This is a genomic window from Flavobacterium psychroterrae (assembly GCF_018380615.1).
GTDB lineage: Bacteria > Bacteroidota > Bacteroidia > Flavobacteriales > Flavobacteriaceae > Flavobacterium > Flavobacterium psychroterrae.
In genome coordinates this window covers 26,099-46,948 of record NZ_JAGYVZ010000006.1, presented here as the reverse complement: position 1 = coordinate 46,948, position 20,850 = coordinate 26,099, and the positions used below count along the sequence as shown (strand labels likewise).

20 protein-coding genes are annotated in these 20,850 nt (G+C 33.3%); 7 read left to right on the top strand and 13 right to left on the bottom strand.

Translation table 11 applies throughout. The features are described 5' to 3' along the window. Positions 1-8 precede the first annotated feature (8 nt). The 4 genes from KHA90_RS08305 to KHA90_RS08290 all read left to right on the top strand — a co-directional run bounded on the left by KHA90_RS08305 (position 9) and on the right by KHA90_RS08290 (position 3,581). On the top strand, positions 9-248 hold the full coding sequence (locus KHA90_RS08305) for a GlsB/YeaQ/YmgE family stress response membrane protein (protein WP_213297703.1): 240 nt from the start codon (positions 9-11) through the stop codon (positions 246-248). A gap of 145 nt (positions 249-393) precedes the next feature. Continuing rightward, positions 394-1,221, top strand: coding sequence for a sterol desaturase family protein (locus tag KHA90_RS08300; protein ID WP_213297688.1), 828 nt, complete (start codon positions 394-396; stop codon positions 1,219-1,221). A gap of 120 nt (positions 1,222-1,341) precedes the next feature. Next, positions 1,342-1,620, top strand: coding sequence for a DUF2805 domain-containing protein (locus KHA90_RS08295; protein WP_213297686.1), 279 nt, complete (start codon positions 1,342-1,344; stop codon positions 1,618-1,620). 101 nt (positions 1,621-1,721) lie between these two features. After that, entirely contained in the window at positions 1,722-3,581 is a 1,860-nt protein-coding gene (locus tag KHA90_RS08290; RefSeq protein ID WP_213297684.1) for a M61 family metallopeptidase, read from the top strand. Between the two features lie 118 nt (positions 3,582-3,699). Here the strand turns inward: KHA90_RS08290 and KHA90_RS08285 are convergent, their stop codons facing one another. Both KHA90_RS08285 and KHA90_RS08280 read right to left on the bottom strand, forming a co-directional pair. Next, entirely contained in the window at positions 3,700-4,143 is a 444-nt protein-coding gene (locus KHA90_RS08285; RefSeq protein ID WP_213297681.1) for a hypothetical protein, read from the bottom strand. A 270-nt stretch (positions 4,144-4,413) separates the two neighbouring features. Beyond that, the gene (locus tag KHA90_RS08280; RefSeq protein WP_213297673.1) at positions 4,414-6,747 is read right to left on the bottom strand and encodes a GH92 family glycosyl hydrolase; all 2,334 of its coding nucleotides are present in this window, start codon (positions 6,745-6,747) and stop codon (positions 4,414-4,416) included. 180 nt (positions 6,748-6,927) lie between these two features. Here KHA90_RS08280 and KHA90_RS08275 point away from each other — a divergent pair, with 180 nt between their 5' ends. Further along, entirely contained in the window at positions 6,928-7,551 is a 624-nt protein-coding gene (locus tag KHA90_RS08275; RefSeq protein WP_213297670.1) for a M949_RS01915 family surface polysaccharide biosynthesis protein, read from the top strand. Positions 7,552-7,768: 217 nt separating this feature from the next. Here the strand turns inward: KHA90_RS08275 and KHA90_RS08270 are convergent, their stop codons facing one another. After that, the gene (locus KHA90_RS08270; protein ID WP_213297667.1) at positions 7,769-8,377 is read right to left on the bottom strand and encodes a GNAT family N-acetyltransferase; all 609 of its coding nucleotides are present in this window, start codon (positions 8,375-8,377) and stop codon (positions 7,769-7,771) included. A gap of 193 nt (positions 8,378-8,570) precedes the next feature. On the opposite strand from KHA90_RS08270, the gene KHA90_RS08265 reads away from it, so the two are divergent. Continuing rightward, on the top strand, positions 8,571-9,152 hold the full coding sequence (locus tag KHA90_RS08265) for a hypothetical protein (protein WP_213297664.1): 582 nt from the start codon (positions 8,571-8,573) through the stop codon (positions 9,150-9,152). Between the two features lie 153 nt (positions 9,153-9,305). Here KHA90_RS08265 and KHA90_RS08260 read toward each other — a convergent pair whose 3' ends face one another. The 10 genes from KHA90_RS08260 to KHA90_RS08215 form a co-directional block, all read right to left on the bottom strand. After that, positions 9,306-9,662 (bottom strand): hypothetical protein, encoded by a 357-nt coding sequence (locus tag KHA90_RS08260; protein WP_213297662.1) that lies wholly within the window; start codon positions 9,660-9,662, stop codon positions 9,306-9,308. A gap of 190 nt (positions 9,663-9,852) precedes the next feature. Then, a complete protein-coding gene (locus KHA90_RS08255) occupies positions 9,853-11,031 on the bottom strand; it encodes an AIR synthase related protein (protein ID WP_213297660.1) in 1,179 nt (392 codons plus the stop codon). Positions 11,032-11,196: 165 nt separating this feature from the next. After that, positions 11,197-12,681 carry a carboxypeptidase regulatory-like domain-containing protein gene (locus KHA90_RS08250; protein WP_213297658.1) on the bottom strand — a complete coding sequence of 495 codons (1,485 nt, stop codon included), beginning with the start codon at positions 12,679-12,681 and terminating at the stop codon, positions 11,197-11,199. Positions 12,682-12,746: 65 nt separating this feature from the next. Continuing rightward, positions 12,747-14,108 (bottom strand): CsgG/HfaB family protein, encoded by a 1,362-nt coding sequence (locus KHA90_RS08245; RefSeq protein WP_213297656.1) that lies wholly within the window; start codon positions 14,106-14,108, stop codon positions 12,747-12,749. A 1-nt stretch (position 14,109) separates the two neighbouring features. Next, entirely contained in the window at positions 14,110-14,487 is a 378-nt protein-coding gene (locus KHA90_RS08240) for a curli production assembly/transport component CsgF (protein WP_379784529.1), read from the bottom strand. 43 nt (positions 14,488-14,530) lie between these two features. Next, the gene (locus KHA90_RS08235; RefSeq protein WP_317197386.1) at positions 14,531-14,818 is read right to left on the bottom strand and encodes a CsgE family curli-type amyloid fiber assembly protein; all 288 of its coding nucleotides are present in this window, start codon (positions 14,816-14,818) and stop codon (positions 14,531-14,533) included. 38 nt (positions 14,819-14,856) lie between these two features. Next, positions 14,857-15,258 (bottom strand): hypothetical protein, encoded by a 402-nt coding sequence (locus KHA90_RS08230; RefSeq protein ID WP_213297652.1) that lies wholly within the window; start codon positions 15,256-15,258, stop codon positions 14,857-14,859. Positions 15,259-15,267: 9 nt separating this feature from the next. Continuing rightward, positions 15,268-15,789, bottom strand: coding sequence for a hypothetical protein (locus KHA90_RS08225; RefSeq protein ID WP_213297649.1), 522 nt, complete (start codon positions 15,787-15,789; stop codon positions 15,268-15,270). 68 nt (positions 15,790-15,857) lie between these two features. Beyond that, entirely contained in the window at positions 15,858-16,706 is an 849-nt protein-coding gene (locus KHA90_RS08220; protein ID WP_213297646.1) for a hypothetical protein, read from the bottom strand. A 394-nt stretch (positions 16,707-17,100) separates the two neighbouring features. Beyond that, the gene (locus KHA90_RS08215) at positions 17,101-19,290 is read right to left on the bottom strand and encodes a glutamine synthetase III family protein (RefSeq protein WP_213297644.1); all 2,190 of its coding nucleotides are present in this window, start codon (positions 19,288-19,290) and stop codon (positions 17,101-17,103) included. Positions 19,291-19,717: 427 nt separating this feature from the next. Here KHA90_RS08215 and KHA90_RS08210 point away from each other — a divergent pair, with 427 nt between their 5' ends. Further along, positions 19,718-20,734 (top strand): glutamine synthetase beta-grasp domain-containing protein, encoded by a 1,017-nt coding sequence (locus KHA90_RS08210; protein ID WP_213297634.1) that lies wholly within the window; start codon positions 19,718-19,720, stop codon positions 20,732-20,734. Positions 20,735-20,850: the final 116 nt, after the last annotated feature.

Sequence of the window (20,850 nt, the reverse complement as noted above, 5' to 3'; positions counted from 1 at the left end):
CTTAAATTATGGCATTTTTATATTTCTTACTTATAGGAGCAATTTCTGGTTGGCTCGCAGGACAAATATGGAAAGGAGCCGGTTTTGGACTTCTTGGTAATATCATCGTTGGAATCATTGGTGGATTTATTGGAGGTTGGCTCGCAGGCAAACTTGGTATTGGCGGTGGCGGACTTCTTTGGCAAATACTGATAGCCGTTGGAGGAGCATGGGTTTTGTTGTTTATAATAAGCCTTATCAAAAAATAATAAAATATTTACCTTATAACTTACTTATAAAGAGAAAATCAGATATATTTATATTCGGTTTTCTCTTTTTTTTATATGCCGTACTCTAAGATTAACTTCTTCAAGTAAAACAGATTAAACTTTATCAATCTAACTATTTAGTTTTATGAATGATATTATAGCCTACTTCAGTTCCATTCCCTCTTCACATCGAAGTTTAATTCTTATAGGAGGAATTACAATCTTTTGGCTAATAGAAAACACTTTCCCGCTGTTTCAAATGCAATACCGAAAATGGCAACACGCAGGAATCAATTTCTTTTTGACTTTTACTACAATCCTTGTCAATTTTGTTCTGGCTTTTATCTTAATTAAAACAGCAAATTGGACAACCGAAAATCATTTTGGACTATTACATTGGTTACCCAAAATACCAATTTGGCTTTACACCATCACAGGATTACTTCTACTGGATTTAATTGGTGCGTATCTCGCCCATTTTGTTCAGCATAAAATAAAATTTTTATGGCGTTTTCATATCGTTCACCATACAGATACCTGGATTGATACCACAACGGCAAACAGACATCATCCGGGTGAAAGTGTAATTCGGTTTATTTTCACAACTCTGGGTGTTTTAATTCTTGGAAGCCCAATGTGGATGGTTTTCTTGTATCAGAGTTTATCTGTTATTTTTTCACAATTTAATCACGCAAATATTTCGCTTCCTAATAAACTTGATACGCTTTTGAGCTATTTTATTATTTCCCCAAATATGCATAAAGTACATCATCATTATGTTTTGCCTTATACAGATAGTAATTATGGAAATATTTTTTCAGTTTGGGATCGGCTTTTTGGCACTTTTACCACTTTGCCAAAAGAAGAATTAATTTACGGAGTAGATACACATATGGCATCTGAAGAAAATAATAAATTGAAAAATTTACTGCAAATTCCGTTTCAAAAATCAAGATCTGCAAAAAACAATTAAAAACATTAAAAAAAACCTCTCACATCGAACCAAGTAATTATTTTTTTTATTAATATTGATACTTAAATTGAAAATCAATCTATTAATCATTAACCCCTATTTTGAATTAATTTTCACGTGATGAAAAAGAGTAACCGCAAAGAATTGAATTGGGAGCAAACCGAGAAACTTGTTTCGCTAGCCTTAGAAGAAAAAAATCCATTTGAGATCATAAAAAAGGAATTTGGATTGGCAGAAAAAGAAGTTCTGGAAATCATGAAGAAGAAAATGCCACTTGAAAAATTTGAGATGTGGAAAAAGAAGGCAGTTGCAAATAAACCAAAACCGAAACCCGTTAAAATAGATGATTTTGATGAAGATCTGGATGGTAAATATTATATAAAAAATAAGCTAGACTAACACCGAACTCCTGAAATTCAGGAGTTTTTTTTTATATTTATAGTACGACTGTAACTTTTTTACATTTTACAAGTCCAATACAAATAATTAAATACAAACAAATGAAAAAAATACTTTATACCGTAGCTCTCGCAGTAACACTTTGGAGCTGTAAAGCAGGAAGCTCAACTGGTGCTGCAAAAAGCAATGTTGTAGATGTTGCTATTAATCTTATCGATGTAAAAGACGATAAAGTTTTAGTAACGGTTACTCCTCCACAAATAAAAACCGACGAAGTAATTTATAGTATTCCTAAAACAGTTCCCGGAACTTATTCTACAGACAACTACGGTAAATATTCTGATGATTTTAAAGCTTTTGATGCAAAAGGAAATGCTTTAACAGTAAAAAGAATTGACGATAATTCTTGGTCAATTTCAAATGCAAAAACATTAAAAAAAGTTACTTACTTAGTGGGAGATACTTTTGATACTGAAAAAGGAACAGGATTTGGTAATGACGACATTTTTTCACCTGCTGGAACCAACATAAATGCAGGAATCAATTTCATGGTTAACACGCATGGTTTTGTAGGCTATTTTCAGGATAAACTAAATGTTCCTTACAAAGTTACTATTACACATCCAGAAAACCTCTGGGGAGCGACTTCAATGAATGACGAAGATGCAAGCAAAACAAGTGATGTTTTTACTACACCTCGTTACGCCGTTTTAGTCGAAAATCCTATTATGTATTCTAAACCGGATTACACAACTTTCAACGTAAACGGAATGGATATTTTGATTGCCGTTTATTCTCCAACGGGAAAATTTACTGCTGAAAGCATTACTCCGGAAATGAAAACAATGATGACAGCGCAAAAAAACTTTTTAGGAAAAGTAAATGCGACTAAAAAATATACTGTTTTATTGTACTTGTCAAGTATGGCGAAAGATGATGCTCACGGTTTTGGAGCGCTAGAACATCCTACAGCAACAACAGTTGTTTTGCCTGAATCTATGCCAAAAGAAAAACTGGTAGAATCAATGAAAGATGTCGTTTCACATGAGTTTTTTCACATTGTAACTCCATTAACAGTTCACTCAAAAGAAATTCAGTATTTTGATTATAATGCTCCTAAAATGTCTGAGCATTTATGGATGTACGAAGGTGTAACCGAATATTTTGCAAATTTATTCCAAATCAATCAGGGTTTAATTAACGAAAGTGAATTTTACACTCGTATTGCGGACAAAATTGAACAGGCAAAAAGTTTAAATGATACCATGTCATTTACTAAAATGAGCGCAAATGTATTAGAGCAGCCTTATAAAGATCAATACTTAAATGTATATCAAAAAGGAGCTTTAATTGGTATGTGCATTGACATTATCATTAGAGAAAAAAGCAACGGCGAAAGAGGAATTCTTGATCTAATGCATAAATTAGCCAATGAATATGGAGTCGAAAAACCATTTAATGACAACGAGCTTTTTGCTAAAATCACACAATTGACTTATCCTGAAGTTGGAGAATTCTTAACGAAATATGTTTCAGGAACAACTCCTATTCCTTACGATTTTTATTTGGCAAAAGTTGGTGTAACAAATGCAGCCGAAAAAGTTCCGGGATCAATTTTTATCAAAGGTCAAACTCCATATATTAGTGTTGACAAAGCAACTAAAGCAATAAGTGTTCGTGCTGACGTAGATTTAAATGTGTTTTTTACGAATTTAAATCTTAAACCTGGCGATGTAATTAGTACTGTGAACAACAAAACATACACATTAGATAATATCTATGATTTGATTACCGAAAGTGAAAACTGGAAAGAAAATGATCCAATTACCATCAAAATAAAACGTGCCGGTGCAGAACAAACCATCAAAGGAACTGTGAAAATACCATTTGAAGAAAAAGAAACTTTTAAAGCAACAGATGCTTCAAAAGAAAAACTTAAAAATGCATGGTTAAAAGGATAATTTCTTTTAATCAAAACATAAAAAAAACCGACAAGTGATTGTCGGTTTTTTTATGCCTTTTCTTTGCGTGTACACCTTTGTCAAAGTTTAAAACTTTGACAAAGGTTTCTCTACGTTATTATTTCTTAACCGGAAACTTCCAGTCAAATTCGTCTTTATCATTGATAATTGCACCAATTTCAAACTTCACAACTTCATCAAATTCAGTTTGAAGAATAAACCAATTATCTTCATTAAAATAATTTTCGAAAGTGTCAAAAGTTTCCTGAGTGAATTTTGTGATTCCTTTTGTTGCTAAATCTTTCTTTACATCATCAATTTTTCTTCCGATTAACTTGAATCCGGAAACTTCTAAATCATTGCTTGATGCTACTAAATAACCTAATTTCAAGTCTTCTTCCTGATAAAATGTCAATCTGATTTTGTGCGAATTGTATACAAAAATCACATTCTCATCTTCGTCTACATAATTTTTATCAGGCTTTCCTAAAGCAGCCGTTACATCGTTTTGCTTCATTCCGAAAAGCAATTTATCAATTCCTGATTTTAGATTTATTTTCATATTTACTTTTTATTTAAAGCGCAAATTTCGTGAAGTTTTTATAAAGTTGACTATGTTTCGCTATTATTAATTTTTTAGCTACGAATTTTCACGAATTATTTTTAACTACTTTGCCTTTTTTGCCACTGATTACAAAGATTAAATGGATTTTCCTTCGCCACAAATTTGCTTCGCCTGTTCGCTATCGCTCGAGTCACGAATTACACTAATTCTGCATCAATAAAAAATCCGTATAAATCCGTTTAACCCGTACAATCCGTGGGCAATTTTTTAATTTTGATAATTCTTTTTATTCGGTTTACTACTCATATAAAAAGTAATTTTTCCGCCATTAATAACATTTGCATGTTTTAAGAAAGGTTTATCTAATTGCTTTCCGTTTAAAAGTACCTTACTTACAAACACATTTTTATCCGATTGATTTATTGTTTCGACTTCAAAAGTTTTACCATTTTCTAAATTAAAAACTGCCTTTTTCACTAACGGGCTTCCCAAAGCATATTCATCAGAACCTGGCGCGACAGGATAAAACCCTAAACTGCTAAAAATATACCACGCACTCATTTGTCCGAAATCGTCATTTCCGCCTAAACCGTCAGCTCCATTTCTATACATTTTTTTCAAGATCATTCTAATTTTGTCTTGTGCTTTCCACGGCGAATTTGTCCAGTTGTACAAATAAACTACGTGATGCGATGGTTCGTTTCCATGAACATAATTCCCTATAATTCCTTCTCTGGTAATATCTTCTGTATTTTCGAAATATTTATCCGGTAAATGCATGCTGAATAACGAATCTAATCGTACGTTAAACTTATCATTTCCGCCCATCATTTTAATCATTTCAGCTGGATCTTGCGGAACATATAAACTATAATTCCATGAATTTCCCTCAATAAATCCCTGTCCATGAGTATCTAAGGGATCAAATTCTTTTTTAAAAGTTCCGTCGTTTAATTTGGGACGCATAAAACCAGTTTTAGCATCATAAACGTTTTTATAATTTTTAGATCTTTCTATGAACTCATTATAAATATCAGTTTTACCTAATTTTTTTGCTGCCTGAGCAATTGCCCAATCATCATAAGCATATTCTAAAGTTTTAGAAACCGATGATCCGTTTTTATCTTCCGGAACATAACCTTTAGTCATATAATATTCCAATCCGTCATAATAAGATACTTTTGCCGTGTTTACACAAGCTTGAAGTGCTTTTTCCTTATCAAAATTTCCATTGCCTTTTACAATTGCATCGGCAATCACAGAAACGGAATGATACCCGATCATACACCAGTTTTCATTTGCATAATGCGACCAGACTGGCAACATTTTATGCACGCTTTGGTCAGAATGCGCTAACATAGAACTTATCATATCTGAATTTCTCGCTGGCTGAACTAAATTAAATAAGGGATGCAAAGCCCTGTAAGTATCCCACAACGAGTAACTGGTATAATTTTTAAAGTTTTCCGCTTTATGAACGTTCATATCCAGACCTTTATAATTTCCGTCTAAATCCATGTATTCTGTTGGACCTAAAAAAGCATGATACATTGAAGTATAAAAATTGACTAAATCTTCTTTCTGAATAGCTTCTATCTGAATTTTATTCAATTCGCTGTTCCAAATTTCCTGACTTTGTTTTTTTACTTTTTCGAAATCCCAACCCGGAATTTCTTTCTTCATATTTTCAAGTGCTCCCTCAGAACTTACTGGCGATAAAGCCATTTTAATTTTGATCTTCTCTCCTTCTTCGGTATTAAAATCAAAAAACAATTTTAGGTTTTGACCTGCCATTTCAGGAAAATTTTTGGTTTGATCAAATCTTCCCCAAAAACCTTTGTAAACACTTTTTTCAAGAGGCGCTTGTCCGTAACTTTTAATTGGTTTACTAAATGACATGGCAAAATAAACGGTTCTGGTTCTCGCCCAGCCATTTGTCTGGCGGTATCCTGTAATTAATGTATCGTTTTCTACACGCACAAATGTCCAAACATTCTTTTTATCGTAATTGTAAATTCCTGAAGTCAAATCAAGAATGATATGCGCCTCATCTGATTTTGGAAACGTATATTGATGCATTCCTACTCGCGTTGTTGCAGTCAATTCGGCTTTAATTTTATGATCTTCCAGAAGTACGCTGTAATAAGCCGGCTCTGCTTTTTCGGTCGCATGAGAAAACGCCGATCTGTAACCTGATAATGGTTTTGATGCAACTCCGGGATTCAATTGTAACTTTCCGGTTGTAGGCATAATTAGAAAATCTCCTAAATCCGAATGTCCGGTTCCGCTGAAATGGGTGTGGCTAAAACCTACAATTGTTTTGTCTTCATATTGATATCCTGCACAATATTTATAAACATCTCCATTGTATTTCCCATTTAAACCGTAAGCAATTGTATCAGTTTCGGGACTTAATTGTACACTCCCAAACGGAACTGTTGCTCCGGGATAAGTGTGTCCCATTTTGGCTGTACCTATCATTGGATCTACATACTGAATCAGATTGCGTTTTTCGATTATTTTTTTTTGAGCATTTGCTGAATTACCAAGTATTAAAAATGACAATCCTAAAAGGAAATTTTTACAATTTATTCTATTCATCAGATATTTTTTAATCATTATTCTTTTTCTAAAAAAGAGTTTAAGATATTTACTAAAACGATTTACCAACACTTTTAGTTTAGAAAAATACAACAAAATATGCTCTTTTAAAAATATAAATTTATTTGTGCTTAAAAGGTTTTAAATATCTTTGATTTATAAAAATGTTACTTTTCAAATATGAAGAATTTTATTTTATTGCTTGTACTTTCTTATTCTACAATCATTTTTTCACAGAAGGCAGAAAGTTATAAACTTACAAAGGAAGAAATAACGGAACGGGAATTAAACGAGGTTTCGGATTTTCCTATTTATAAAGCATTTGAATGTGCTGATAAAAGCGGCGTTTATAATTTACTTTTATGTGAAAACAGAAAATACATTTTGAAAAAAGATACTTTGAACACTAAGATTCAGGCTATTTACACAATGGCGGATCATGGCGGTTTTCTCGAAAAATGGCGAATCAACGATTTACTGGAAGATTATAATCCGAAGGAAAAAAATATCTGGTTCTGGACAAAATATTGCAGTACGAAAGATCTAGACGCAGATGGTTATATCGATCCTGTAATTGTTTATGGAACGAGAAATGAAAATGATGAAATAAGACGCGTAAAAATTATTACGGTTTATAAGAACAAAAAATACGCAATTCGTGCCGTGGAATGTGATCTGGACGATTGCAGAAGTTTTAAAAAAGATGCAAGCTGGAATTCGCTTCCGCAGAAAATAAAAACTTACGTCGATAGTTTGGTCGTGAAAATTAGAAAAGAACAAGATTTGTTGTTGAAAGATGGGTAGAGATTAAAATTTTAAATTCCAATATCGAAATTCCAAATACCAAAATTGAAATGGGGAAAATTTTTATGTTTTGATATGTGCTTTTCTTTGTCTAGACTGGATTAAAATCCAGCCCTACAATATTGGTCGAGCCGCTGGCTCTTGTTTATTTTTAAGTCACAATCGATAATCAGAAGATTCGTTATAGTTCTAAGATTAATCGAACCTATGGTTCTTTTTAGAGCTTTCGCTTTAAATTTTCTTTTACTTCGTTGAACCATTCGTTTTTTAGAATGCTTAAAACAATCGAATCACGACGTGTATCACCGTTTGCTGTTGGCATATGGCTTCTTAGAATTCCTTCAACTTTACAGCCAATACTTTTCATCGCGGCAATACTGCGTTCGTTATTATTATCGGCACGAAATTCTACGCGTTCCATTTCAAGGGTTTCGAAGGCAAATTGCAGTAATAAATATTTACAATGTTTGTTGAGTCCGGTTCCTCTAAATGCTGAACCATACCACGTATAGCCCAATTGCAAGGTTTTATAATCAAGCTGTATATCGTAAAAACGTGTTGAACCTGCATATTTTTGTGTTTTTTTATCGAAAACTATAAACGGGAACTCTCTTTTATCTTCTCTGTTTTTTATCGCCGACTGAATGTATTTGATCAGGTTTTCTTTTCCGTCGGCACCAACTAATGAATATTTCCAGGTTTCGGGTTCGTTCATTGAGATTTCTAATAAATTATCGATATCAGATTCTTGTAGCGGGCGTAATAAAACTAAATTATCTTCCAAAATTATATTGTCTGAGAAATTGAAATTTAATGGCGTGGTCATAATTCTAATTTTTGATTTAATCTGTAATTTCAAATATTGGCTTTCGATTAAATGAGATTTGTAAAGATATTTGAAAAATTTAAAATAATAAAATCTTAGTTTTCTTTATAAGAATCATTATAATATATTTCAAACTAAATATAGGTTTTTTCTTTCTTTATTTTGTATCATTGCATTTATTTAAATCAGTATCTTGATTATTATATTAGCCACAGAAATAGCATCAAAAAAGGAATTCGGGGAAACTTTTTGGTACGACTTATTAATCGCCTTATTTACAGGAGTATTATCTTGTCTAATATTTTATTTGGCACTTCGAATATTTAAGCCAAATATTAAAACATGCAGTATTATTTGTAAAGAGGTTGAAGTTTCTGGTAATGAAACCACAACAAGATATTACATTAAATTTATAAATAAAACATATTCAGATATCGAAAACATATCTATAAATCTATTACTAATTGAAGATTATATTCATGGAAGTGGTAAAAACTTTATTGGAAAAGAATTAAAACTTAAAAGATATGATTTTAAGAACATTCCGGGTAAATGGAGAAAGAATAAAGAAATTCACAATAACTGTGTCCAAATGTTAATTGATGAAGATTTGGAAAATCTTTGGGATGGGAAAAAAGAATATCTGGAATTACAAATTGATTGTACGCATTCTAAAAGCGGAAGAAGACTTGTACATGTTCAAAAATATACTGATGTAAAAAATACTATCAAAAATGGACGCTTTGATTCAGGCGAAAACTTTAACATTATTTAGAATTGAACTCATATTTAAATCATTAAATTTATATCATAAAATAAAAAGCTATGAAAAACGATATTATTTGGAAATAGTTGAATATAGTAAACTATTCCTCTTCGATTATAAAACAAAAGCCTCTAAATTAGAGGCTTTTGTTTTATAAATATTTTACTCACTCATTTCATCATATCGCTCGGGAACTTGAGGATCATATAACGGACATTTGAATTCTTCCATCAGCGCAACTAGTTTATCCATAGTTTTACCTTCGGTTCCGTAGCAGTCAATTTTGATGCTTTGTGGTGTTGAAATGACTTGAAATGCTCCTTTTCCTGACGTATTTTGCCAGCTGTTTTCATCTACTTTTTCCCATTTAGAGAATACCGAAGCGATTCGGTTCATGATAACCTCAACCGGAAGTGTTTCCAGACCTTCGACTGTTTCTTTTTCTACAAGAGCTTCATAAACTTCGTGGTGGTTTAGGTAAACTTCTTCTAAATATTTCCAAAAAAGTAATTCGTACATAGCCTGGTGTTTTTTAGCCCCGATAGTAGTGAAAATCCTTTTATTTTTTTCTTTAAAAAATAAAAGATTGTAACGGATAGCGGGATTAGCTCCTAAAAAAGCTAATTATTAATAAAAAAGATCCGTTGTAAACTCCAGTAAAAAAACCTTTGTAACTCAGAACCTTTGAACCTTTGTAACTTAAAAAATATTAATATTCAAATGTTCCGTATTCGCTGGTGATCGTTAATTTTTTAGTATCGGCTGCTTCTACTCTACCTACGATTTGTGCATCGACATTGAACGATTTTGAAATCTCGATGATGTCTTGTGCAATATTTTCGGGAACGTAAATTTCCATGCGGTGACCGCAATTGAAAACCTGATACATTTCTTTCCAATCGGTTTTTGATTGTTCCTGGATTAGTTTGAACAATGGCGGAACCGGAAATAAATTGTCTTTTATAATGTGCAAATTTTGTACGAAATGTAAAATTTTAGTTTGCGCTCCTCCGCTGCAATGTACCATTCCGTGAATTTCGTTTGGTGTATACGTATCTAAAATTTTCTTGATAATTGGCGCGTACGTTCTGGTTGGAGAAAGTACTAACTGACCGGCGTTTATTGGGCTGTTCTCTACTTCATCAGTTAAATTTACCTGACCTGAATAAATTAATTCTTCGGGAACAAGTGCATCGTAACTTTCAGGGTATTTTTTAGCTAAGTATTTTCCGAAAACATCGTGACGTGCAGATGTTAATCCGTTGCTTCCCATTCCTCCATTATAACTTTTTTCGTAAGTTGCCTGACCAAAAGAAGTCAAACCAACGATTACATCACCAGCTTTGATATTTGCGTTGTCTACAACATCGCTGCGTTTCATACGAGCCGTTACTGTAGAATCTACGATTATGGTACGAACAACATCACCAACATCGGCAGTTTCTCCGCCTGTTGAATGAATGGTTACGCCAAAAGATTTTAATTCGTTGATCAATTCTTCGGTTCCGTTGATGATTGCGGAAATAACCTCAGCAGGAATTAAATTTTTATTTCTACCTATTGTAGATGAAAGTAAAATATTATCTGTTGCTCCAACACATAATAAATCATCGATGTTCATGATTAAAGCATCTTGGGCAATTCCTTTCCAAACTGAAATATCTCCAGTTTCTTTCCAGTACATATACGCCAGAGACGATTTTGTACCTGCTCCGTCTGCGTGCATGATTAAGCAATATTCCTCATCCTGGGTAAGATAATCTGGAACAATTTTGCAAAATGCTTGAGGAAATAAACCTTTATCGATATTTTTTATGGCGTTGTGCACGTCTTCTTTTGATGCCGAAACACCTCTTTGTGCGTACCTTTTGCTAGAATCTGAACTCATGAAACTTAGTTTGTGTTGATGTGGTGCAAAGATAATCCCTTTTTTTAATTCTTGGGGTTATACTATTTAAAATTAGAATATTTGATACACAAAAAAATTCGGCAGGTTGGATAACGCTGCCGAATTTCCTGAGTAAAAATTGGTTTATAATTTTGGATTGTAATGTTATTCCCAATCGGACATGGAGGTTCCTGAAAATAATACTGTTCTTGAGTTACTTAATCCCACGGTTGTTTTTACTGTGTTTTTTATTGAAATACCATCATTTGAGGTATTGGTGAAAATTAATTCGGATTCGTTAGGAGAATATCTTACATCGAGATCATTTGTTCCTGAAATTTTTTCGGTAATTACCTGAGTTGATAGTCCGGATGCAAAACTGTATTCGAAAATTCTGGAATCTAACTGTCGGTAATTTACATTTTCAAATCCGGAAAGATCTTTTGTATATACTAATTTTTGTCCCGTAATGGAAAAGTTTAATCCGCCCACTGCTCCATTTCGTCCTGAAAGAACCGTTGCTATGACTATTCCGGAAGGATTAATTACATAAACCTCAACATTATAACCGTTTGCATCATTTACTTTTAAGGCTATTTTAGTTCCGTCAGCACTCCAATCACATTCAGATATAAATTTGCCGTTTGGTGTTTGGAATATCTTGGTTAAACCACTTCCGTCGCTGCTTATTTTATATAGTTTATCAAAATTAGGATATATAAATTCGCTACCTGAAGCATTCCAAGAATACCCTACATAGTCTGAATTAAATCCGGCAATGGGGACTGAACTTGTTATTCGTTTAACTCCGGTTCCGTCATAATTCATGGTATAAAGGTCGTTTTGCGAACCACTTGTTCCTATAAAAGCAATTTTTTTGGCTTGATTATTTCTTCGCGGACGCCAATAATTTTTATCTGAACTTGTTAATTGGTATTGTTTTCCGGCATCATCAGCAGTAAAAATCACATTATTATCGTTGATGTTTTTTACAAATAAAAATCTCGTAGCCGGAAATGCGAGTGTTGTAAATGTGCTTATAGTGCTTAAAACTGGTGTATTTACTCCATCTGTAACTTCAATTTGCCAATAATATTTTGTGTTATATAGTAAGTCTGTCAAGGTTAGCTTTTTCTCTTTTATAACATTGTATACTTTTACGTCACTATTGGTGGCATTTCTAAGGGTTATTTTAAAAATCAATTCGTCATTATCAGGATCTGTATCTGTCCAGGTTAAGTCTAAGGATATTGCCTGAGCTGTACTATTATCAACCGGACTTACTAATACCGGAACTGTTGGCGGTTTATTATTTGCGGTTGCTTTTTTAAGCTCAAAAACAACCTCGGATGTGTTGTTTATCGTAACTGTTGTGGCTTCAAATTTTGCAACAAAACCGTCTTTTTGTGCCTGGAAAGAGTATTCGCCAACTTTTACGTTCGAAACGGTAAATTTACCATCAACATCTGTAAAAACGGTGCTTGTTGTTGGGCTGGAAAGTATTTTAACATTTTCCATTGGTTGAAAAGTATCTGCATTGACAACTCTTCCGGTAACGGTTCCAAAGGAAGATTCTCCTAGTTTTTCTTCACTGCAGGAAACCAAAAACAATAAAAAAAGTATGCTGGTTATTTTATATAAATACTTCATTATTAATTTGTTTAAATTTTAAACTCATCGTTATATTTTCAAAATTCCGGCTTTGCCAAGTCCTTTTATTTTTTCTTTTTACCAAAATAATAAGTAAGTCCTAATCCGAATTTGTAATAATAATCATCTCGCGTTCCAGCTTTTATATAATCTACATTATCACTGAAATTGATATTTTGTTCGGCAAATAATTTGATTCCAATTTTATCAGACACTAAATATTCAAGCCCTAAACCGTACTGAATTTTACTGTATCCATTTTCGAATTTTTTATTTGCCGCATATCCTCCACCTCCATATAAATAGGGTGTAAATCGGTCTTTTGGGAGTAAAAGCCATTCGATATTAAGATCATAGGTTATATAACCTACGTCGAGTAAATTTTTATTGGCAAGATTGACCACATTTGTCGATGCGCTGACATTAATACCGGGCGTTATAAAAAACTTTAAAGCTCCCCGACCAAAAGGTCTTAATAATGGATCCTGATAATCTCCATCCATTAAGGTTGCTCCGCCGGAAATTTCGATTGCAAGTTTGCTTCTTCTGTTTTCCAGGACTCTTCCGTAAAGTGCGGTTGCTTCTGCTGCATCACTTTCTTTATTATACGCTTTTATTAAATTATCAACCTGATCTTTTGGCGCATCGGCTTCCCAAATATTGTCTTTTATTCCTTCTAAAATTAAAGATTCAACTGCTTTTTCGATGGCTTCGGTTACTGCCATATGCACGGGTTCGTTTGTGGTATATCCTGTTTCAACTTCTAATAATCTTTTAAAATTTACATATCGAAATAAACTTTCGTCAATTGCCTGGGATAATATGGTTTTAGAAATATAAACCGATTTTAAAATTTTTCCGTTTGAGGTAGAAATCATTCTCAGATAAACCGTTACGCGATCCTGTCGGTATTTTACAGATGCTCCGGCTCCAAAGTATCGGGCTCCAAAACCTCCGGTTATGATATTAGAATCGTATGAAACTATGCCACCTTCTAGTAAAACGCCGGCATATAATAAAGGTGTTAATTGTGGTTCGTTAGGATTGGCATTTTTTACGTATTCCTGACGCGTTGCCCGAATGAGGTTTCGTTCCTGAAGTAAATTACCAATATTCTCGCGCTCGATTGGTATAAACCATTTCGAATCTTCAAGTGCTTTTATGAGTATAGAAGTTGCGCCCTGGGTTACGGCGGTACTAAAACTGCTTCCGTTTTCCTGAGGTTTGTATTGTCCGGTTTGGTCTCTGAATTTATAAACACCTACGACAACTGGTTCTTTTGGTTTTGGCAAATCTTTTAGTAATGAAGTAGCGGGAGTACCTTCTCCTATAATTGCTTTTTCAACTCCGGTTGGCTGATTGAAATAAGCGCCGCAACCCGAAAAAAGAAATCCGAATAAAATAAATAAGTAGTGATGTAACCTCATGTTATTGATTTGGGATGATTACTTGAGTTTGTTCTCCTGTATTGGTATCTAAAATATTAAGTGTGAGTCCGTCTGCTGATGGGTAAACATCGACTGAATAGCTCCCAAAAGTATAAGAACCTTCCTTAATACCATCTGTACCAAATTGCTGTTTGTAGAGAGAACTTGAAATCTGACTTAATAACTGGGCATTTAAATTAGCTTTAAATCGCTCCAGATCAGTTTGCGGTTTCGTTATGGCTGTTTTATCTCTCTGCTTATTTTGAGCTTCTGCACTGCTCAATAACCATTGATAATTAAAAGTATCTCCTCCAAATGCGGGATTAACCGGTTTATAAACTAAAGCCTGAGCGTTTATAAATGGAGAAATGAGTAGCATTACTGCCAGGGTTATCATAAATTTCATGTCGTGAATAATAAAATTAATACTGAGTGAAATATTTTCGCTGTTTTTCTTTTTCTTTAAAATAAGTGAAGGTGGCACTTACAGATTCCTCTGCAACTGCGTCCAGAAATTCGTCGTCCGGTCTGGCTAAAAACTCATAAATAACCTCATTGTCAATGGTTATTGTTATGGCTGTATTTCGTGCAAAACTATATTCTTCACCTATTGTAACTATCTTATCAGCATTTATTCCAATATCATTGTATTTGTAATAATATCGATCATAAAAATCTTTCCCAATTTTTGTTTTGGTGTCGTCTGTAATAATTCCTCTTAATATGAATCCGTCAACAGGAAGTATTATTACATCTTTTTTTTTTCTTCACCCAATACCACACGATCTTTCCCTATTATTTGCTTGTCTTCATCATAAAACAACAATAAAATAATTACCTCATCATCTTCTGACAGATTAATTTGAGACGTAGATAATTTTTGAAATTCGTTTGGCTGGAGTGTAAAAACACCAACTTGGTCATTATTAGATTGATTATTACTTTTATTATTGTTTTTTATAACAGACATTCTGTAGGATGCACTTCTGATAACATCTGTAAGGTTCTCAGCAGTTCCTGTGATTTTTACATTACCTTCAATTTTTTCTACCTCAAGTTTGGCTTTTATTTTGTCCTGAGGAACCTGACCATAAAATATGGCGCTAAGAATTAGCGGTAAAAAGGTAATATGTCGAGGTATAAAACGCATATTTAAAATTTATTTATTGATCAGGATTATTGAAGCTCCGTTTCCTGTCTGGGTAATTTTCATGTTTTTAGACATAGAATTGGTTCCAATATTCTGAATGTTTTGATTGTTTCCTTTTTGGATCATTTCCATATTTACATTATAATTGGTATACAATGTAAAATCAGAAATTTTATTATTATCTCCTTTTTGAATCACGTTTTGAGTAATCGTATTTGCTTTTTTATCTAAAAATAATTGATTACTATTTCCGTTTTGATCTATAGCAACTTTGGTTTCATTTGATTTTAAAATTGCTGTTACTTTATTCAAATCGCCTATTTGCTGGATTTGAATACCTGATTGGATTTTTTGATTCAATTCATTCTGCGCCTTTTTATCCATGGAGGAAACTACACTAAAAGCCATTTGTTTTGAATTGAAAACAGACGAGCTGTAATTTTTAAAATCCGAATTATCTTCTTTTTCCTGTGCATAAAATACGCTTGAAAAAAGCAGAAAAAATATTATGTATAAAATGAAAGTCTTCATCTTGATTAATTTAAATTAAAAAAATGAGATAGTCACGTTTTACGACTATCTCATTTTATTTTCATGTATTACATACCTGATTGAGTAACTGTAATTGTATTGAAATTTCCGTTTGAAAATGCAACACTAGCATGAGATGCACCAGTTTGAGTTATAGTCGCAGTATTGTTTTTACCAATTTGCAATGTACTCTCAGTTAATTTAGTACCATCTTGTGTAGTTGTAGCTTTATTTTCATCCCCATATTGATAGTGATATGACTTGTTACCATCTGCTACAGAAGTCCCGGCTGGAGCTTTTTGTGTTTGCCAAGATTTGTTTTTAACACCACCTTGAGTAGCATAAGCATAATTACCATCTCCGTTTTGAGTTTGAGTAGCTTCATTACTATTATGTGGAGCAAACGGCACACTAACAGCATTAACTGCTGCTAATTGAGCAGCATTGAAAGGAAGTCCTGTTGGTTTTTCATTTCCGGTTGTACCCTGATCAACAATAGCTTCGTTGTGTTTTCCTGTTTGTACCTGAGTTGCTTTGTCAAATCCTCCTAATGCTGATGCCGGAGGAGCAATTTGATCTTGCCAGATTGTTGCTTTGTTAAAATCTCCTGTTTGAGTTTGATACGCTTTGTTGTCATGATTACTTTGAGAAGCAAAAGCAATATTGCTGTTACCTTTTTGTTTTACATCTGCTGCATTGTTTTTAGCATTGTAAACTCCTGGCTGAATTCCCTGATAAACTTCTGATTTGTTTAAATCTCCTAATTGGTCGATCTTAGAATCATTAGTTTGTCCATTTTGATTTACGATACCTGTGTCAGTATTTCCTACTTGGTTTACTGAAGAGGTGTTTCCTTGCGCAAAAGCTGCGGCTCCCACAAATAGCATCGCTGAGATGCTCAAAATTACTTTTTTCATAATAGATATATTTAATTGGTTATTAATACAACTTATTATGTAGGTTAGTGTGATTTGGGGAAAATCATATCGTCAAAAAATCGTCATTCGAAAATAAAATCAGAACGTTTATTTTCTTTCTTCCTGACCAAAATTAGAAAACTTATCGAAAATCAAATCAAGTATAAATACCTATTTTACAACATCTTAATATCTTTTCGATGAAATGTAAAACTATGTCGATGAACTACTTATATGTCATTTTTTTTACATACGAAATTACCTACTTATTACAATTTCGTTACATTTACACTCTTTCAACTGATAAAACCGAAGCGTAAAACCTTTATTTTGACATATGTATAAAAAAAGCCCGTCTTTTTGAGACAGGCTTTATATGAATGTTGCGTAATTGTTATTTTGTAAACAGCAATTCTCTGTATTTAGTTAATGTCCAGCTTTCGTCATCCACCAGCAATTCTAATTTATCACAGTGATTACGAATCTCTTCAAAATAAGGTTTTACTTTATTACAATAATCTTCTGCCATTTTTTGCGCATCGGTTAAATGGTTGGCTGTTCTTCTTTCATTGGTCATTGCCAATACTTTAGAATTAATTCCTTCAATATGAGCTGAAATCTCTTTTATTAAAACAATTTGCTCTTTTGCAATAGTTTCAAACTCTTTCCCGAAGATTTCTTTTAATCCTTTTACATTTTCGATTAAAGTATTCTGATAACGAATTGCGGTTGGAATCACATGGTTTCTCGCAATATCCCCTAAAACTCTTCCTTCGATCTGAATCTTTTTCGTGTATTCTTCTAATTCAATTTCGTAACGTGCCTCAGCTTCTACATGATTTAAAATTCCTAATTCAGAAAATAAGTCTAATGCCTGTTTCGAAACTTTGGCTTTAATGGCTTCAGGAGTGGTTTTAAAATTACTCAACCCTCTTTTCGCTGCTTCTTTTTCCCAGGCTTCGCTATATCCGTCACCTTCAAAAAGGATTTTTTTAGATTGCTTGATATATTCTCTTAAAACATTAAAAATAGCATCGTCTTTTTTCATGTCTTTTGACTCGATCAAAGTATCTACTTCTATTTTAAAATCTTTTAATTGTTTGGCTACAATCGCATTCAATGTTGTCATTGCGTTTGAGCAGTTTGCATTTGAACCAACGGCTCTGAACTCGAATTTATTTCCTGTAAAGGCAAAAGGCGAAGTTCTGTTTCTATCTGTATTATCTAAAAGAACATCCGGAATTTTCCCGACAACGTTTAATTTTAAATCTGTTTTTTCTTCCGGAGATAATTTTCCGGTTGTTACGCTTTCTAATTCAGATAAAACCTTTGTTAATTGTGCTCCAATAAAAACCGAAATAATTGCCGGCGGTGCTTCATTTGCTCCAAGTCTGTGATCGTTACTTGCTGTTGCAATTGACGCTCTTAATAAAGTTTCATAATCATTAACTGCTTTTATAGTATTGATAAAGAAGGTCAAAAATTGTAAATTGCTCATTGGCGTTTTACTCGGACTCAATAAGTTAACTCCCGTATCTGTTGCCAATGACCAGTTGTTGTGTTTTCCTGATCCGTTTACTCCTTTAAATGGTTTTTCGTGAAATAAAACTTTAAAATCATGACGTTCTGCCACTCTTTGCATTACATCCATCAACAATGAGTTATGATCTACGGCAAGATTTGTTTCTTCAAAAATTGGTGCTAACTCAAACTGGTTTGGTGCTACTTCGTTATGACGCGTTTTTACCGGAATTCCCAATAACATACATTCTTGTTCCAGATCTCTCATATACGTTAAAGCACGCGTTGGGATAGATCCAAAATAATGATCGTCTAGTTGTTGCCCTTTTGCAGATGTATGTCCTAACAATGTTCTTCCTGTCATCATTAAATCCGGACGTGAATTTGCTAATGCTTTGTCAATCAAAAAGTATTCTTGTTCCCAACCTAAAGTTGCGGTTACTTTTTTGACATTTTTATCAAAGTATTTACAAACTTCCGTTGCTGCTTCATCCATTGCAGATAATGCTCTCAATAACGGAATTTTGTTGTCTAATGCTTCTCCTGTGTATGCAATGAAAACTGTCGGGATACATAAAGTTGTCCCGTATATAAATGCCGGAGAAGTTGGATCCCAGGCAGTATAACCTCTTGCTTCGAATGTATTTCTGATTCCGCCATTCGGGAAACTGGATGCATCCGGTTCTTGTTGTACTAATTGTGCACCGCCAAATTTCTCCACAGGATCGCTTCCGTCATATGATATATCAAAAAAGGCATCATGTTTTTCTGCTGTTGTTCCTGTAAGTGGTTGAAACCAGTGTGTATAATGTGTTACACCTTTTGATAATGCCCATTCTTTCATTCCCATGGCGATATAATCTGCCAGTTTTCTGTCAATTTTAGTTCCGTGCTGAATGGCATCCCGTACCCCTTTTAAAGCATCTGAAGTTAAAAATTGCTTCATGGCTTTTTCATTAAACACATTTGAACCAAAAATGTTAGACTTTCTATCAATTTCTTCAAAATGTACCGGCTTTCTTGTAGAAGCTTCTTTTAAAGCTTGGAAACGTAATGTTGACATGTATATAATTTTAAAATTCGTACTAATTTTCACTAAAAAAAGAGGAACAAATATAATCAATTAAATAGCCTGTTTTAAAGATAATTTTTTGATTTTTATTCGATGATTTTTCAACGTTAAAAGGTTTTTTCAAAGAATAATTAATTCGATTGAAAGAAATATAACAAAATACCAAGGTATTATTCATTAAATAAACATTTTTTCATAATTCCTTAACCTTAAAATTCAAAAAACGATAGTGATTTTTACGAATTTATATTTTTATAAGGTTAAAAATTGCTTTTTTAAAAATATACCCCTTTGAAAATTGCGCTTATCTAAAAAATAATAGTGAGCTAAACAAAACAGCCCCCTAATTTTTAGGACTAAAAAAATAAATCTATATTTGACCCAACGAAAAAAAACAAAAAAATTAATTTATATTATTATGGCTAAAATTAAGTTAGAGTACATTTGGTTAGATGGATATGAACCAACTCAAAATCTTAGAAGTAAAACTAAAGTTGAAGAGCATGAAAATTTCAAAGGAACATTAGAAGAGCTTGGAAACTGGTCATTTGATGGTTCATCAACAAAACAAGCTGAAGGTGGATCTTCTGACTGTTTATTAGTTCCTGTTGCAATTTATCCTGATCCAACTCGCATTAACGGATACATTGTAATGTCAGAAGTTATGTATGCTGACGGAACTCCACACCCTTCTAACGGTAGAGCTACAATTGATGATGATAATGATGATTTTTGGTTTGGTTTCGAACAAGAATATTTCATCATGGATACTAAAACTTTATTGCCTTTAGGTTTCCCTGTTGGAGGTTATCCTGCTCCACAAGGTATGTACTACTGCTCTGTAGGTGGAAAAAACACTCACGGAAGAAAATTAGTAGAAGAACATGCTGATTTATGTATCGCTGCCGGACTTAACTTTGAAGGTATTAACCAAGAGGTTGCTTGCGGACAATGGGAATTTCAATTATTCGCTAAAGGCGCTAAAAAAGCCGGAGACGAAATTTGGGTTGCTCGTTACTTACTAGATCGTTTGACTGAAAAATATGGTTACTATATCGAATATCACCCAAAACCACTTGGAGATACAGATTGGAATGGTTCTGGAATGCATGCTAACTTCTCTAACGAGGTGTTAAGAACATGTGGTTCTAAAGAAACTTACGAAAAAATATGTGAAGCTTTCCGTCCGGTTGTTAAAGAACACATTGAAGTTTACGGAGCTTACAACGACCAACGTTTAACTGGTAAACACGAAACTGCATCTATACATGATTTCTCTTATGGAGTATCTGACAGAGGAGCTTCGATCAGAATTCCTTTATATACCGTTCAAAAAGGATGGAAAGGATATCTTGAAGACAGAAGACCAGCTTCAAACGGAGATCCATACAAAATTGCTGCAAGAATTATCAAAACTGTAAAATCAGCACTATAATTCTAAGCGTAAATTATATCTTTAAAGTGCCATCTTAATTGATGGCACTTTTTTTTTGTTATTATTCTGGTTTCAGAAATTTGAAAGTTAACATTTCGATAATTACTTTTTAGATT